The sequence below is a fragment of the Bacteroides sp. 3_1_23 genome (assembly GCF_000162555.1).
GTDB lineage: Bacteria > Bacteroidota > Bacteroidia > Bacteroidales > Bacteroidaceae > Bacteroides > Bacteroides ovatus.
This window is the reverse complement of record NZ_GG774955.1, coordinates 805,761-818,409: the sequence shown is the minus strand read 5'-3', so window position 1 is coordinate 818,409 and position 12,649 is coordinate 805,761. Positions and strand designations below refer to the sequence as shown.

At 51.9% G+C, this 12,649-nt stretch carries 21 protein-coding genes and 2 pseudogenes; 12 read left to right on the top strand and 11 right to left on the bottom strand.

What is annotated here, in order from left to right; translation table 11 throughout:
* Positions 1 to 2: 2 nt before the first annotated feature.
* The 10 genes from traJ (at position 3) to HMPREF9010_RS03765 (ending at position 7,285) form a co-directional block, all read left to right on the top strand.
* Entirely contained in the window at positions 3 to 1,007 is a 1,005-nt protein-coding gene (traJ, locus tag HMPREF9010_RS03720) for a conjugative transposon protein TraJ (protein WP_005790792.1), read from the top strand.
* Positions 1,008 to 1,039: 32 nt separating this feature from the next.
* On the top strand, positions 1,040 to 1,663 hold the full coding sequence (traK, locus tag HMPREF9010_RS03725; RefSeq protein ID WP_004293887.1) for a conjugative transposon protein TraK: 624 nt from the start codon (positions 1,040 to 1,042) through the stop codon (positions 1,661 to 1,663).
* Between the two features lie 39 nt (positions 1,664 to 1,702).
* Positions 1,703 to 1,990 (top strand): TraL conjugative transposon family protein, encoded by a 288-nt coding sequence (locus HMPREF9010_RS03730; protein WP_005790789.1) that lies wholly within the window; start codon positions 1,703 to 1,705, stop codon positions 1,988 to 1,990.
* Positions 1,971 to 3,329 (top strand): conjugative transposon protein TraM, encoded by a 1,359-nt coding sequence (traM, locus tag HMPREF9010_RS03735; RefSeq protein ID WP_005790788.1) that lies wholly within the window; start codon positions 1,971 to 1,973, stop codon positions 3,327 to 3,329. The genes HMPREF9010_RS03730 and traM overlap by 20 nt, the downstream gene beginning before the upstream one ends.
* A 36-nt stretch (positions 3,330 to 3,365) precedes the next feature.
* Positions 3,366 to 4,355, top strand: a complete 990-nt coding sequence (gene traN / locus HMPREF9010_RS03740; RefSeq protein ID WP_005790786.1) for a conjugative transposon protein TraN — start codon at positions 3,366 to 3,368, stop codon at positions 4,353 to 4,355.
* A gap of 2 nt (positions 4,356 to 4,357) precedes the next feature.
* Positions 4,358 to 4,933 (top strand): conjugal transfer protein TraO, encoded by a 576-nt coding sequence (locus HMPREF9010_RS03745; protein WP_005790784.1) that lies wholly within the window; start codon positions 4,358 to 4,360, stop codon positions 4,931 to 4,933.
* 7 nt (positions 4,934 to 4,940) lie between these two features.
* The gene (locus HMPREF9010_RS03750; RefSeq protein ID WP_005790781.1) at positions 4,941 to 5,825 is read left to right on the top strand and encodes a toprim domain-containing protein; all 885 of its coding nucleotides are present in this window, start codon (positions 4,941 to 4,943) and stop codon (positions 5,823 to 5,825) included.
* Between the two features lie 13 nt (positions 5,826 to 5,838).
* Complete coding sequence (locus HMPREF9010_RS03755; RefSeq protein ID WP_005790779.1) at positions 5,839 to 6,336, top strand: DUF3872 domain-containing protein; 498 nt, start codon at positions 5,839 to 5,841, stop codon at positions 6,334 to 6,336.
* Between the two features lie 2 nt (positions 6,337 to 6,338).
* A complete protein-coding gene (locus HMPREF9010_RS03760; protein WP_008651040.1) occupies positions 6,339 to 6,866 on the top strand; it encodes a glycoside hydrolase family protein in 528 nt (175 codons plus the stop codon).
* Between the two features lie 89 nt (positions 6,867 to 6,955).
* Positions 6,956 to 7,285 (top strand): hypothetical protein, encoded by a 330-nt coding sequence (locus tag HMPREF9010_RS03765; protein WP_005790773.1) that lies wholly within the window; start codon positions 6,956 to 6,958, stop codon positions 7,283 to 7,285.
* Between the two features lie 66 nt (positions 7,286 to 7,351).
* Here HMPREF9010_RS03765 and HMPREF9010_RS0124750 read toward each other — a convergent pair whose 3' ends face one another.
* From HMPREF9010_RS0124750 to HMPREF9010_RS03795, 10 genes are all read right to left on the bottom strand, one after another.
* Positions 7,352 to 7,573 carry a hypothetical protein gene (locus HMPREF9010_RS0124750; RefSeq protein ID WP_021668321.1) on the bottom strand — a complete coding sequence of 74 codons (222 nt, stop codon included), beginning with the start codon at positions 7,571 to 7,573 and terminating at the stop codon, positions 7,352 to 7,354.
* Between the two features lie 119 nt (positions 7,574 to 7,692).
* Positions 7,693 to 8,001 (bottom strand): hypothetical protein, encoded by a 309-nt coding sequence (locus HMPREF9010_RS03770; protein WP_005790769.1) that lies wholly within the window; start codon positions 7,999 to 8,001, stop codon positions 7,693 to 7,695.
* A gap of 54 nt (positions 8,002 to 8,055) precedes the next feature.
* On the bottom strand, positions 8,056 to 8,301 hold the full coding sequence (locus tag HMPREF9010_RS0124745) for a DUF6956 domain-containing protein (RefSeq protein ID WP_005790767.1): 246 nt from the start codon (positions 8,299 to 8,301) through the stop codon (positions 8,056 to 8,058).
* Positions 8,298 to 8,528 carry a DUF3873 domain-containing protein gene (locus HMPREF9010_RS03775; RefSeq protein WP_005790765.1) on the bottom strand — a complete coding sequence of 77 codons (231 nt, stop codon included), beginning with the start codon at positions 8,526 to 8,528 and terminating at the stop codon, positions 8,298 to 8,300. Before HMPREF9010_RS03775 ends, HMPREF9010_RS0124745 begins: the two co-directional genes overlap by 4 nt.
* Positions 8,529 to 8,547: 19 nt before the next feature.
* Entirely contained in the window at positions 8,548 to 8,805 is a 258-nt protein-coding gene (locus HMPREF9010_RS03780; protein ID WP_005790764.1) for a hypothetical protein, read from the bottom strand.
* Between the two features lie 24 nt (positions 8,806 to 8,829).
* Positions 8,830 to 10,113 (bottom strand): PcfJ domain-containing protein, encoded by a 1,284-nt coding sequence (locus tag HMPREF9010_RS03785; RefSeq protein ID WP_005790762.1) that lies wholly within the window; start codon positions 10,111 to 10,113, stop codon positions 8,830 to 8,832.
* 2 nt (positions 10,114 to 10,115) lie between these two features.
* Positions 10,116 to 10,538, bottom strand: a complete 423-nt coding sequence (locus tag HMPREF9010_RS03790; RefSeq protein ID WP_005790760.1) for a PcfK-like family protein — start codon at positions 10,536 to 10,538, stop codon at positions 10,116 to 10,118.
* Between the two features lie 13 nt (positions 10,539 to 10,551).
* Positions 10,552 to 10,773, bottom strand: a complete 222-nt coding sequence (locus HMPREF9010_RS0124740; protein WP_005790759.1) for a hypothetical protein — start codon at positions 10,771 to 10,773, stop codon at positions 10,552 to 10,554.
* A gap of 11 nt (positions 10,774 to 10,784) precedes the next feature.
* Entirely contained in the window at positions 10,785 to 11,000 is a 216-nt protein-coding gene (locus HMPREF9010_RS0124735; RefSeq protein WP_005790756.1) for a hypothetical protein, read from the bottom strand.
* A gap of 8 nt (positions 11,001 to 11,008) precedes the next feature.
* A complete protein-coding gene (locus tag HMPREF9010_RS03795; RefSeq protein ID WP_005790754.1) occupies positions 11,009 to 11,344 on the bottom strand; it encodes a hypothetical protein in 336 nt (111 codons plus the stop codon).
* 452 nt (positions 11,345 to 11,796) lie between these two features.
* Between HMPREF9010_RS03795 and HMPREF9010_RS26405 the strand changes: the two genes are divergently transcribed.
* Together HMPREF9010_RS26405 and HMPREF9010_RS26800 are read left to right on the top strand one after the other, a co-directional pair.
* Positions 11,797 to 11,973, top strand: a complete 177-nt coding sequence (locus tag HMPREF9010_RS26405) for a hypothetical protein (protein WP_182425074.1) — start codon at positions 11,797 to 11,799, stop codon at positions 11,971 to 11,973.
* A 45-nt stretch (positions 11,974 to 12,018) separates the two neighbouring features.
* A pseudogene (locus tag HMPREF9010_RS26800) lies at positions 12,019 to 12,232 on the top strand (hypothetical protein).
* A 140-nt stretch (positions 12,233 to 12,372) separates the two neighbouring features.
* Here the strand turns inward: HMPREF9010_RS26800 and HMPREF9010_RS03805 are convergent.
* Positions 12,373 to 12,649: pseudogene (locus tag HMPREF9010_RS03805) on the bottom strand (MFS transporter); the annotation flags it as partial.

Here is a 12,649-nt window from a genome sequence, read left to right as displayed (position 1 = left end):
CTATGGAGTTCGACAACCTTCACCAGATTCTGCGCTCGCTCTACGAGCAGATGATGCCGCTGTGCGAGGACATGGCGGGCGTGGCGAAAGGCATCGCCGGGCTGGGCGCGCTGTTCTACGTCGCCTACAGGGTATGGCAGTCGCTGGCGAGAGCCGAACCGATAGACGTGTTCCCGATGCTCCGCCCCTTCGCCATCGGTCTTTGCATCATGTTCTTCCCCACGGTTGTGCTGGGTACGATAAACAGCATCCTTTCGCCCGTCGTGCAAGGCACGGCGAAGATGCTGGAGGCGGAAACGCTCGACATGAACACCTACCGCCAGCAGAAGGACAAGTTGGAATACGAGGCGATGATGCGCAACCCCGAAACCGCCTACCTCGTGTCCAACGAGGAGTTTGACAAACAGCTGGAGGAACTCGGCTGGTCGCCCTCCGACATGGTGACGATGGCGGGGATGTATATCGACCGGGGAATGTACAACATGAAAAAGAGCATCCGCGACTTCTTCCGCGAGATACTGGAACTGCTGTTCCAAGCCGCCGCCCTCGTGATAGACACCGTCCGCACCTTCTTCCTCGTGGTGCTGGCGATACTCGGTCCGATAGCCTTCGCCATATCGGTGTGGGACGGTTTCCAAAGCACGCTCACGCAGTGGATATGCCGCTACATACAGGTCTATCTGTGGCTGCCGGTGTCGGACATGTTCAGCACCATACTGGCTAAGATACAGGTGCTGATGCTGCAAAGCGACATCGAGCGGATGCAGGCAGACCCGAACTTCTCGCTGGATTCGAGCGACGGGGTGTACATCGTGTTCCTCTGCATCGGCATCATCGGTTACTTCACCATCCCCACCGTGGCGGGCTGGATCATCCAAGCCGGGGGCATGGGCGGCTACAACCGTAACATGAACCAGATGGCTGGACGTGCCGGAGGCATGGCGGGCGGAGTTGCGGGAGCTACCGCAGGGAACGCCGTCGGACGCATCGGCAAGCTGCTGAAATAATCAATGTGCAATTATAAACGGAAAAAGTAAAAATGGAATTCAAGTCACTCAGAAACATCGAATCGTCGTTCAGGCAGATACGCCTGTTCGGTATCGTCTTCCTCTCGCTGTGCGCCGTGGTGACGGTGTGGAGCGTGTGGAACTCCTACCGCTTCGCCGAGAAGCAACGGGAGAAGATCTATGTGCTGGACAACGGCAAGAGCCTGATGCTCGCCTTGTCACAGGACCTGTCGCAGAACCGCCCGGCGGAGGCACGGGAGCATGTGCGCCGCTTCCACGAGCTGTTCTTCACGCTCTCACCTGAAAAAAGCGCGATTGAACACAACGTGAAACGTGCCTTGCTGCTGGCGGACAAGAGCGTGTACCACTATTATTCGGACTTCGCCGAGAAGGGGTACTACAACCGCATCATCGCCGGGAACATCAACCAAGTGCTGAAGGTGGACAGCGTGGTGTGCGACTTCAACGCCTATCCCTACCGCGCCGTGACCTACGCCACGCAGAAAATCATCCGGCAGAGCAACGTCACCGAGCGCAGCCTCGTGACCACCTGCCGCCTGCTGAACGCATCACGGTCGGACGATAACCCAAACGGTTTCACCATCGAGGGTTTCACCATCATCGAGAACAAGGATTTACAGACAATCAAACGGTAACGGATTATGAAACGGAAAGTAAAAAGTATCAGAAAAACAATGTGGGGCGTGTACTGGAAGCTCCACGACAAACGGAAACGGCTGGTGGAAAGGCTCAAAGGGTATCTGGACGGCTTGCCGCCGGAAACATGCCGCCGCATCGTGCTGGGGATGCTCGCCGCCTTCGCGGTGCTTGCCCTATACACCTTCGGCAGAGCCGTCTATGACATCGGCAGGAATGATGGCTCACGCATGGAAACGGGACACGCCGGACGGGTGGAGCTGCCGACCCCGGCGGAAACAGACAATCACTTAACACCTTATTTATATGGAACAGAAGAAGAATGAACCAAAGAATGAACCGACGAAAGAGAACAAAGCCGCTCCCGACACGGGAAAGCCGAAGAAGGAGCGCGAACCGCTGACCGAGGCGCAGCGGCTGAAACGGCAGAAGATGATAGTCCTGCCCGCTATGGTGCTGGTGTTCATAGGGGCGATGTGGCTGATATTCGCCCCGTCCTCCGGCAAGGAGCAACAGCCGGGAACGGACGGCTACAACACCGAGATGCCCGACGCGGACAAGGCGAACCGGCAGATTATCGGCGACAAGCTGAAAGCCTACGAGCATGGGGAGATGGAGGAGCGTCAGGAGAGCCGCAACCGTGCCATCGGGCAGTTGGGCGACATGTTCGACCGAGAGATTGTGGGAACGGAGGACGGAACGGCCTTCGACCTCGCCAATCCGGGCGGCAAGGAGGAAAAGGCACAGCCCGCCACGCCGCAGACCATCCAATCCTCCGCTGCCGCCTACCGTGACCTGAACGCTACGCTCGGCAACTTCTACGAACAGCCGAAGAATGACAATGCCGAGATGGAGGAATTGTTGGAGCGCATCGCATCGCTGGAGTCGGAACTGGAAAGCGAGAAGGGCAAGGCTTCCGCCGTGGACGACCAAGTGGCTCTTATGGAGAAATCCTACGAGCTGGCGGCAAAGTACATGGGCGGTCAGAACGGTGGGAAGCCGGAACAGGCGGCAGAGCCTGCCACCGTGCAGAAAGGAAAGAAGAACACGGCGACACCCGTAAGGCAGGTGACCCGCCAAGTTGTTTCCTCGCTTGCACAGCCCATGAGCAACGCGGAGTTTGTCGCCACTTTCTCGCAGGAGCGCAACAGAAGTTTTAATACGGCTGTCGGCACGGCGGAGGTATCGGACAGGAACACCATACCGGCATGTGTGCATGGGGCGCAGAGCGTGACGGACGGGCAGACGGTAAGGCTGCGCCTGCTGGAGCCTATGGCGGTGGCGGGCAGGACAATCCCCCGCAATGCGGTGGTGGTCGGCACGGGCAAGATACAGGGTGAGCGGCTCGACATCGGGATCACCTCGCTGGAATACGACGGCACGATTATCCCCGTGGAACTTGCGGTCTATGACACGGACGGACAGTCCGGCATCTTCATCCCGAACTCGATGGAGATGAACGCCGTCAGGGAGGTCGCCGCCAACATGGGCGGCTCGTTGGGGAGCAGCATCAACATCTCCACCAATGCCGGGGCGCAGCTCGCCTCCGACTTGGGCAAGGGGCTGATACAAGGCACGAGCCAGTACATCGCCAAGAAGATGCGCACCGTCAAGGTGCATCTGAAAGCCGGGTACAGGGTCATGCTTTACCAAGAAAAAGATTGAGAACAATAAAAAATTACCACTAAAAATCCAAAAGTAATGAGAAAAGTAATCATCATGTTTGCCCTCGCTATGGGCATCGCAACTGCCAACGCGCAGGAGAATGTAACCGTTGAAACGACCAACGGAAGTAATGAACAGCCGACCTTGACAAAGGAGGTCTATCCGCAGAAGGAGGCGGACGGTGACCTGTATCACGGGCTGTCGCGCAAGCTGACCTTCGACCGCATGATACCGCCGCACGGACTGGAAGTGACCTACGACAAGACCGTCCACGTCATCTTTCCGGCGGAGGTGCGCTACGTCGATTTAGGCTCGCCCGACCTGATTGCCGGGAAAGCAGACGGAGCGGAGAACGTCATCCGTGTGAAGGCTACCGTGAGGAATTTTTCCAACGAAACGAATATGTCCGTCATCACGGAGGACGGCAGTTTCTACACCTTCAATGTGAAATACGCCGCCGAACCGCTGTTGCTCAACGTGGAGATGTGCGACTTCATCCATGACGGCAGCACGGTGAACCGCCCGAACAATGCGCAGGAAATCTATCTGAAAGAGCTGGGCAGCGAAAGCCCGATGCTGGTGCGCCTTATCATGAAGTCCATCCACAAACAGAACAAACGGGAGGTGAAGCATATCGGCTGCAAACGTTTCGGCATCCAATATCTTCTGAAAGGCATCTACACGCACAACGGCTTGCTATACTTCCACACGGAGATAAAGAACCAGAGCAACGTGCCTTTCGATGTGGACTACATCACTTGGAAAATCGTGGACAAGAAGGTGGCAAAGCGTACCGCCGTGCAGGAGCAGATCATTCTGCCGCTCCGCGCGCAGAACTACGCCACCCTCGTGCCGGGCAGGAAGAGCGAGCGCACGGTCTTCACGATGGCGAAGTTCACCATCCCCGATGACAAGTGCCTTATTGTGGAACTTAACGAGAAGAACGGCGGCCGTCACCAATCCTTCGTGATTGAGAACGAGGATTTGGTACGCGCCAATACCATCAACGAACTTCAAGTGCGCTAACCATGAGAAAGTACATCGCAATAATCATCGCGTCGCTTGCCCTTTTCACGGGGCAGGCGCACGCCCAGCGATGCCTGCCGAAGATGCTGGGCATTGAGGTGAGGGCGAATATGGCGGACGGCTTTCATCCCGGCGGCAAGGACGGCGGGTACAGCTTCGGGGCTGCTCTCTCCACTTACACGAAGAAAGGGAACAAGTGGGTGTTCGGTGGCGAATATCTCCTGAAGAACAACCCCTACAAGGACACCAAGATACCCGTGGCGCAGTTCACGGCGGAGGGTGGCTATTACTTCAAGATACTGTCGGACGCCCGAAAAATCGTGTTCGTCTATGCCGGGGCTTCGGCTCTTGCCGGATATGAATCGGTGAATTGGGGAAAGAAGGTGCTGTTTGACGGCTCCACGTTGCACGACCGGGACGCCTTCATCTACGGCGGTGCGCTGACGCTCGATGTGGAGTGCTACGTGGCAGACCGTATCGCCCTGCTTGCCAATCTGCGTGAGCGTTGCCTGTGGGGTGGCGACACACGGAAGTTTCACACGCAGTTCGGGGTCGGCGTGAAGTTCATCATCAACTGACACGGGTATGGAACGGACGGAAATAGATGCAGTCAGAAGGATGCCGCTTGCGGATTTTCTTGCACGGTTGGGGCATGAGCCTGTCAGAAGGAGCGGAAACGAGCTGTGGTATATCGCCCCGTACAGGGGCGAGCGCACACCCTCTTTCCGTGTGAACGTGGCGAAACAGCTCTGGTACGACTTCGGTTTGGGCAAGGGCGGCGACATCTTCACGCTTGCCGGGGAGTTTCTGCAAAGCGGTGACTTCATGGCGCAGGCGAAGTTCATAGCGGAAACCGCCAACATGACGGTGACCGGATGGGAAAAGCCCGCCTATCTCCCTAAGCCGACCGAACCCGTCTTTGAGGATGTGGAGGTCGCTCTGCTGCTCCGCTCACCGCTGACGGAGTATCTGGCGGAACGGGGCATACCAATCGGAGTAGCATCCCGCCACTGTTGCCGTCTGAACTACGGCGTTCGTGGAAAACGGTATTTTGCCGTCGGTTTCCCGAACATGACAGGTGGCTATGAAGTCCGAAGCCGCTTTTTCAAGGGGTGCATACCGCCGAAGTCCGTATCGCTGGTAAAGGCGAATGACATCTTGGCTGACGAGTGCCTCGTGTTCGAGGGCTTCATGGACTTTCTCTCCGCCGTGACGCTTGGTGTAACCGGTAACGCTGACTGCCTTGTGCTGAACTCCGTCGCCAACGTGGAGAAGGCGGCGGGATTGCTGAACGGCTACGGGCGCATCGGATGCTTCCTCGACCGTGACGAAGCCGGACGGCGGACGCTTGACGCTCTTGCCAAACGGTATGGGGCGCGTGTCGCCGACCGTTCCTCCCTCTATGACGGTTGCAAGGACTTGAACGAGTACCTGCAACAGACAACAAAAAACAGAAAAACAACCATCTAAAAATCGAAGAAAAATGAACATACTGAACAACAGAAACAAGAGAACAAACATCTTCAAGGCGGTGGCGTTATGCCTGATAGCCGCCGTGTCATTCACCCTCGTATCGTGCGACGACGACATGGACATCCAGCAGTCCTATCCCTTCACGGTGGAGGTCATGCCCGTGCCGAACAAGGTGACGAAGGGGCAGACGGTGGAAATCCGCTGTGAACTGAAAAAGGAGGGCGACTTCGCTAACACGCTTTACACTATCCGCTACTTTCAGTTTGAGGGGGAAGGAAAGTTGAAAATGGATAACGGCATCACCTTCCTGCCCAACGACCGCTACCTGCTGGAGAACGGGAAGTTCCGCCTGTACTATACGGCGGAGGGTGACGAGGCACATAATTTCATCGTGGTGGTGGAGGATAATTTCAAAAATTCCTACGAATTGGAATTTGACTTCAACAACCGGAACGTGAAAGATGACGGCTTTACCGCCATTCCCATCGGAGGTTTCAAACGTGTATGAAGATGATGCGTATATTCATGACAATGCTCTGTTCGCTTCTGGCGGTCTGTTCTGTGTCCGCACAGATCAGCCGCCAAGAGGGAGCGGACGGGCAGGCGGCAATCTACCGACTGCCACTTATGGAACGTGCTTTTTTATGCTGCCGCTACTTTGAAGGCTGGCACTCAGAAAAACACCACCCATACGTGGGTTGGGGTCACAAACTTTTGCCAAACGAGAAGTATTCGGCACGAACCATGACAAAACGGGATGCGGATGAACTTTTGAGGAAAGACCTGCGCAAATTTGTCGCCATGTTCCGTAAATTCGGAGTTGATTCGACTTTGCTTGGCACGTTAGCTTACAATGTGGGACCGGCGAAGCTCTTAGGCAGCAAGACAATCCCCAAAAGCACCTTAATCAAGAAGCTGGAAACTGGCGACAGGAACATCTACCGTGAGTATATAGCCTTCTGCAACTACAAAGGGAAACGCCACGCCATGCTGCTCAAACGGAGAAAGGCGGAGTTTGCGCTACTGTATATTCCATAAAAGGACTGACAAAACTGACAAAAGACGTGCCATATTCAACTTGGCACGTCCTTTGCTTATGTTAAGAAAAAACATTTATAACTCAACTTATGTCATATTCAAACGTAACAAAAGATTTTCAAGGCTTCGTTGATTCGATTGATATGAATTATCATGAGATATACGAATTTTACCAAGCATCTGTTGGTAATACAGAATCAAGTTCTTTATTCAGAGTTGAACCAGCAAATGGTAGTGAAGATACCATGATTGTGTATGAACCAACGAATAATGCTTTAAGGCTAACCCCAGATGCGGCAAAATTTTTACCTGAATGGATTGAAAGCAATCTAATGGAAGAAATGGATGCGGAGTCGTTTTATGGAATGAAGTATGCGCAAGAAAGAGATGAAGAACGGGAGGCAAAAGGTTTAGATTAGAGCCTGCCATACATAAACGAAAATCCGATGAAGTTGGGGCTTCATCGGATTTTCTGCTTTTACATTTCATACATTCGGGATTGTTCCCGTGTCTATCACGCCACCGTCCCTGCAATGCTCGATGCTGCCGGACGTAAATCCCATGCTGTTGATTGCGATGTGGCGAATATAGTCCGCATACTCCTTACCTTGAAAATTCTTTCCCGTAAGGTTTCTGAAAATCATCTTTATGCTTATGCCGTCGTTGCCGTGCAAGATGATTTTTCCGTTCTGTCTGATTGTTTCCATGATTAAAACTTGTTTTTTGTGAATGGTATCGCAGATTGGACAAAGGTTTCTTTGCTACTTTCTTTGTCCGCCATCATGCTCACTGAAAGAAAGTAGGGCGGCTTTCGCCGCCCCGCCACTCAAAAGCGTGTGTAAAGTCCTGTCACCATCGTGAATATTTCTTCCAGCATATCAAAATAAACTCCCTCGTGTACGGCAATGTCTTTCGTCCTGCACTCGAATGTCTTTTTGCTGAATGTCTTGCTGTAGAAGCGCATATTGTAGAGGTCTGCCCCTGCATCATAGATGATGTCAAGGCGGTTTGCGCTTGTCTTGTTCCTTGCAAGGCTCATCCGTAAGCCGTTGCCCATATCTATGAAGTCACGGCTTCCCGTCATGGCGGTAAAGCGTTTTCCGCCTATCTGCTGTAATATCGTCTTTGCTATCATATCCTTTGTTTTTAGAGTTTTTAAGTGTTGGCGGTGCGGACACCGCCAACTTGTTCAAAATTCTCGCATCTCGGCAATGGGTGTCTGCCGTTGCAGCCACTCTTTCACACATTCCATGTTGTACTCGCTCGTGATAACTGCCGTATGGCTGTCGGTGGCGGTGAAGCGTGTGCTTTCGTAATCATCTATCCACCCTTTGAGGGTGTTCGTTCCCCACGCTCCGGCATCGTCAAAGATGCCGTCCAATGCCGTGATAGATTCGCTGAACTTGACTATCAGCGTCTGATAGGTCGTGTTCATCGGTTGTCCTCCTTTCCCTGCTTTGCGTTCAGCCACTTGTTCCTTGCGGTTCGGCACTCGTCCAATGTGGGTTTGACACAAGCGAACAATTCTCCGTCCGTGTGGCGGTAGTCATACTGCACAAGTGTCCGCTTGCGTCTGCCTATACCCGATTGGAAACGCTCGTATTTCTCCGTACCTGCTTCCGTGCAGGTGCTTACTCCGTTGATGGTCATTCGTGTTGCCATAATGTTGCTTTTTAGATGGTTAAAAATGTACTGACAGAACTCTGTTCTTCATCACCATTTCGGGATTGCTCGTGTAGCGTTGATGCAGATAGAAATGGTGTGAGCCGAAGCCGTAAAGGAAGAACTTGTCAAGTTCGTGCTTCTCGGCAAACGCCTTTACGCTCTTTCTCAATTCCCCCTCACTCGTTGTGAGAGTGAGGAGGTTTACAAATTCAAGGAACAATGCAGGGATTTTATCGTCCCACACACAAATCATGCTTTCAATTCTTACTTCCATATCAATGTTGTTTTAGGGTTGATGCTATGCCGCTTTCAGCCGCTCACGGATAAGATTGGCGTTCTTGTTCACAAGGTCTATGATGCGCTCGTGGTATTCTGTGTTCTCGTTGCATAAGCCACGACACTGCACCACCTCAAAGGTTTTCAAGGACACTTCCACCGTTTCTATGCGTCTGCCGTCAATGGTCGCTGAAAGGATAAGGGAATTTTCCCGATTGTGGTAGCCGCCCACGCAATGGTGCATCATCCGTCCTTCCTCTATCATTTCCTCCACGCTCTCTATGACTTTAACGCAGATAAGGCTGTCGGAAAAGACAAGTCCGAAGAATATGCCTTTGGCTTTCAGATATTGTTTCTCGTCCTCAACCGCTTTCTGCCGTTGCCGTTCAGTCCGTTCACGTTCCCTTTGGCGGTTGCGTCTTGCCACCAACCTGTCGTGTTCGGCTTTGAGGTCTTGGGGGCAGACGTACTTCGGGCTGTTCGTGTCCTTGCCGAAGTGTCGCAGGAGGTCTATCGTGTCACGCCACACAGAGCCGTCTGTGATGGTGTAGCCGTTGCGGATACATATCTTGATTGACGCCCAATACTCCCCGATATTGAAAGAGTGGTGCAGGTAGTAGCGCAACATCTGATATTGCCCAGCCTTCAACAGCGTTTCCGCACGGCTGTCGGAAAGAATGCCTTTGAAAAGGTCGTAAGGCAGGATATTGTGGTATTCGCCCTTGAAGCCGTTTCGCTTCACTTCGGGTATGAAACGCTGTCGGGGGTAGGTGCATCTCGGAGTGATGTCGTATGCCCGAATTTCTTGGTTCTTGCGTACCTCCATATCGCTGTATTCCGACCACTGGTCATAATATAACATCGACATTCCACGCAGTCGGGCAACGGTCGTTGTCCTGCCGTCGGGGGCAATCCACCTCTGCACTACCTCAAAGATGGAATACTCGGCAGGCTGTCCTGCCTTGTATCGGGAATTGACGGAAAAGAAGCGTATCACTTGGTACTGCTTGCAGGTGGTGACGATGGAGAAATACTCCATATCGCTGAAAACGCTCTTTCGGGTGCGCAACGCTTCCAACTCCATACCGCAACGGGGGCAGGTGCATCCGCAAACGGTGTCGGCAAGGTCGTGGTCGCTTTTCCACGAATGTCCGCACTCGGTGCAGATGTTCGTGCCGTTTGCCCTCTTGACCGCGTAATGCTTGAAGCAATGACGGAAAGCGTATGCCCTTTGTTCTTCGGTCAATATCGGTAGTCGCTTGCTCAAACGTGCGACTTCCTGCTGTATGCGTGTTCTCGGTTTCATAATCAGAAATTGAATAGGTTGGGTTGTTGTACTTCTTGTGCGCTCGCTTTATTGGCGGTTCTCGGCTTGTGGCGGTTCTGCAACTTGCGGAGTTCTTCCTCTTGGTATTTGCGGACAGCGTTCTGACGTGCTTCCGCCTTTTCCTCCGCCGTGAGTTCCACAACGTGGTTCACCACCACTTGGCAGTTCATCGGCTTGCCTACCTCTATCTCGTTCTCGTCATAGTAGTGGACGGCTTGCCCGAATATCTCTCCGTCCGTGAAGCCGTTGCAACCGCTTTTCTTCACGTAGTTCAGAATATAGGTCACGCAATCGTCTATGTTCTTGGCAGGGTTGCGGTAGTTCTTCGCAAAGAGCGCATCCTCTTCCGCCCGCTGTTCCAGATACATCTGTATCGTTCTCTTGAAATGGTCTGTTCCTTTCATATCGCTGTCGTTTTTAGATTGTCTGTTTCAGTATCTCTCTCCAATAGGTCGGCTCTACCTCGCTGAGAAGGAAGTCCATGAAGTCCCTCCGTGCGTCCTTGTTCAGTTCGTGGTAGAGTTCACGGAACACGGATATGTTGCCGTTGATGTACGTTTCCACCATATACACGAAGATGTTGTCCACCTCGTAATATCTGCACTGCTGCGCTGCCGTCTTGCTGTTTCTTTTTGCCATATCGGTAAGGGTTAAAGGGTGAATAACCAAAGAATGAAGCCGAAGAAGGCAATGGTGGAAAGGATAGCCACGATTACACCTATCGCCACTCGAAACACTCCGTTTACAATCTCTCTGATGATGCCCCAAAGGATGCCGAACACCCCGAAGGCGGTGCGCATCATCAAGCCGCATATCGCCAACCCGATGTATTGCGCCACTTGTCTGAAATTTGCCGTTGCTGTCATAGCCGTATTTACTTGTTAAGTTCCACGATGCTGTCAATCCTGCCGTAAAGGAAACTGCGGAGTGCGGTCTTGTCGGTAGCCTTGTATTCCGCCCAATGTCCGTACTGCTTCACGATGTAGGTTCGGAGAATGTCGGAGAAGTCAAACTTCCAACCTTGCAGGGGTACTGCGCTATTGAAATAGGAATTGCTATTCACGTTGCGTGTAAGCCAGTCCTTTTCCTCTCGGCTCAATTTTTCTCCGTTGTTGAGTTTGCTACGAAGTCCGTACACCTTGCAGTCTTGCAGGTTCTCCAAACTTGGTACTTCCCATGCCACGAATTTTGTTGCTATCGCTGTTCTCATATCCGTTGTTTTTTGATTTTTTGTTTTTTTATGCGGATTCAAGAGCTGAGGGAGTTGAGTTTCAAACTATCTTATCTGCCTCTCGTTTATCCGACATTTTTTTTATGCGTCTTTCTGTCGCATCGGTCGTTTTCGTTTCGGGTGCTTGAAAAGGTAGGGATTAGGGAATGCAAGGTTTTTCGGTCAAAATACTACCCGCAGGGCTGGAGATTTTTACCGAAAACAGGAGGCTTGACCTTGCTTTCCCGTCCAATCCCGGAATTACCTTTGCGCCCAGAACGAAAATGACTGACTGATGCGGCTCACTGAAAGGCGCAAAATGGAGGTAAACGAAAACAGAGGCAGATTGGGTAGAAAAAACTTCAGGAGAAAATCCGTAAAAAAGGAATAACCAAAAGGGAAAAGACATCACCGGAGCGTGAAAAGGGCAAACCACAACAAAGGAAGTATGAATGTTTCCGATCCGACAGGACTTGTCCAGCCGGGCGACAACAATCATTCTTCCCGGTTTGCCCGGCTGTGTGTGTCCGTCTGCTTCATTCATGGGGCAGGCTGACACACTCTGCATTCACTTTCCGCTTCCGGCAAAAGGGACAGCGAAAAAAGAAAAATCATTTGAAAACCCGTAAAAGCACCTCTTGGCATAGGCGCAAAAGAAAGGGGCATTGCTTCATCTGTCTAAACATCGTTTAGGCGTGAGGCAATGCCCTTTTCTCCGGCTATGCGGCAGTCTGCACACGTTTGTTCAAAACTCGTTTTGGGCAATGGTGTTCCGACGGATAAAACCGCTTTTACGGAAAATTCTTATGAATGAGGGGATAAAAAAACGGGAGTTTATATCAAAATCTCGAATTAAATAGCTACTTTTGCATACGAAGAGTTCTTTGAAGGTTACGCAACGCGCAGAAGGATAATGCAGTAGATAACTAACTAAATCGTAACCTATTACTATCAAGAGCGATTAACCTACGCTCATTTCCAATAAATTACACTCTTTTCGTAACTTCTCTTTGCAAAAATACGATTTTTTATTCTACCCCGTGCATCATCTTCTGTAATTTCTTCGAGAGAAGGAACAGAATCAATGAAGCAACACCGGACATGACAACGAATACCATAAAGAAATCGTACATGGTAGCAATCTGATAACCAAAGATTGATTTCACTTTTCCGGCTTCCGGATAAAGTCCACTCAACATGCCTGCAAATTTATTGGCTGTGGCAGTAGACAGATACCAGATTCCCATCATCAAAGAGGCGAAACGTAGCGGACTCAACTTATTACCATTGAAAGTCCGATAGGTG

Coding starts and splice junctions, on each gene's coding strand:
- traJ (WP_005790792.1), top strand. CDS start 3: ATGGAGTTCGACAACCTTCACCAGATTCTGCGCTCGCTCTACGAGCAG.
- traK (WP_004293887.1), top strand. CDS start 1,040: ATGGAATTCAAGTCACTCAGAAACATCGAATCGTCGTTCAGGCAGATA.
- HMPREF9010_RS03730 (WP_005790789.1), top strand. CDS start 1,703: ATGTGGGGCGTGTACTGGAAGCTCCACGACAAACGGAAACGGCTGGTG.
- traM (WP_005790788.1), top strand. CDS start 1,971: ATGGAACAGAAGAAGAATGAACCAAAGAATGAACCGACGAAAGAGAAC.
- traN (WP_005790786.1), top strand. CDS start 3,366: ATGAGAAAAGTAATCATCATGTTTGCCCTCGCTATGGGCATCGCAACT.
- HMPREF9010_RS03745 (WP_005790784.1), top strand. CDS start 4,358: ATGAGAAAGTACATCGCAATAATCATCGCGTCGCTTGCCCTTTTCACG.
- HMPREF9010_RS03750 (WP_005790781.1), top strand. CDS start 4,941: ATGGAACGGACGGAAATAGATGCAGTCAGAAGGATGCCGCTTGCGGAT.
- HMPREF9010_RS03755 (WP_005790779.1), top strand. CDS start 5,839: ATGAACATACTGAACAACAGAAACAAGAGAACAAACATCTTCAAGGCG.
- HMPREF9010_RS03760 (WP_008651040.1), top strand. CDS start 6,339: ATGATGCGTATATTCATGACAATGCTCTGTTCGCTTCTGGCGGTCTGT.
- HMPREF9010_RS03765 (WP_005790773.1), top strand. CDS start 6,956: ATGTCATATTCAAACGTAACAAAAGATTTTCAAGGCTTCGTTGATTCG.
- HMPREF9010_RS0124750 (WP_021668321.1), bottom strand. CDS start 7,573: ATGGAAACAATCAGACAGAACGGAAAAATCATCTTGCACGGCAACGAC.
- HMPREF9010_RS03770 (WP_005790769.1), bottom strand. CDS start 8,001: ATGATAGCAAAGACGATATTACAGCAGATAGGCGGAAAACGCTTTACC.
- HMPREF9010_RS0124745 (WP_005790767.1), bottom strand. CDS start 8,301: ATGAACACGACCTATCAGACGCTGATAGTCAAGTTCAGCGAATCTATC.
- HMPREF9010_RS03775 (WP_005790765.1), bottom strand. CDS start 8,528: ATGGCAACACGAATGACCATCAACGGAGTAAGCACCTGCACGGAAGCA.
- HMPREF9010_RS03780 (WP_005790764.1), bottom strand. CDS start 8,805: ATGGAAGTAAGAATTGAAAGCATGATTTGTGTGTGGGACGATAAAATC.
- HMPREF9010_RS03785 (WP_005790762.1), bottom strand. CDS start 10,113: ATGAAACCGAGAACACGCATACAGCAGGAAGTCGCACGTTTGAGCAAG.
- HMPREF9010_RS03790 (WP_005790760.1), bottom strand. CDS start 10,538: ATGAAAGGAACAGACCATTTCAAGAGAACGATACAGATGTATCTGGAA.
- HMPREF9010_RS0124740 (WP_005790759.1), bottom strand. CDS start 10,773: ATGGCAAAAAGAAACAGCAAGACGGCAGCGCAGCAGTGCAGATATTAC.
- HMPREF9010_RS0124735 (WP_005790756.1), bottom strand. CDS start 11,000: ATGACAGCAACGGCAAATTTCAGACAAGTGGCGCAATACATCGGGTTG.
- HMPREF9010_RS03795 (WP_005790754.1), bottom strand. CDS start 11,344: ATGAGAACAGCGATAGCAACAAAATTCGTGGCATGGGAAGTACCAAGT.
- HMPREF9010_RS26405 (WP_182425074.1), top strand. CDS start 11,797: ATGTTTCCGATCCGACAGGACTTGTCCAGCCGGGCGACAACAATCATT.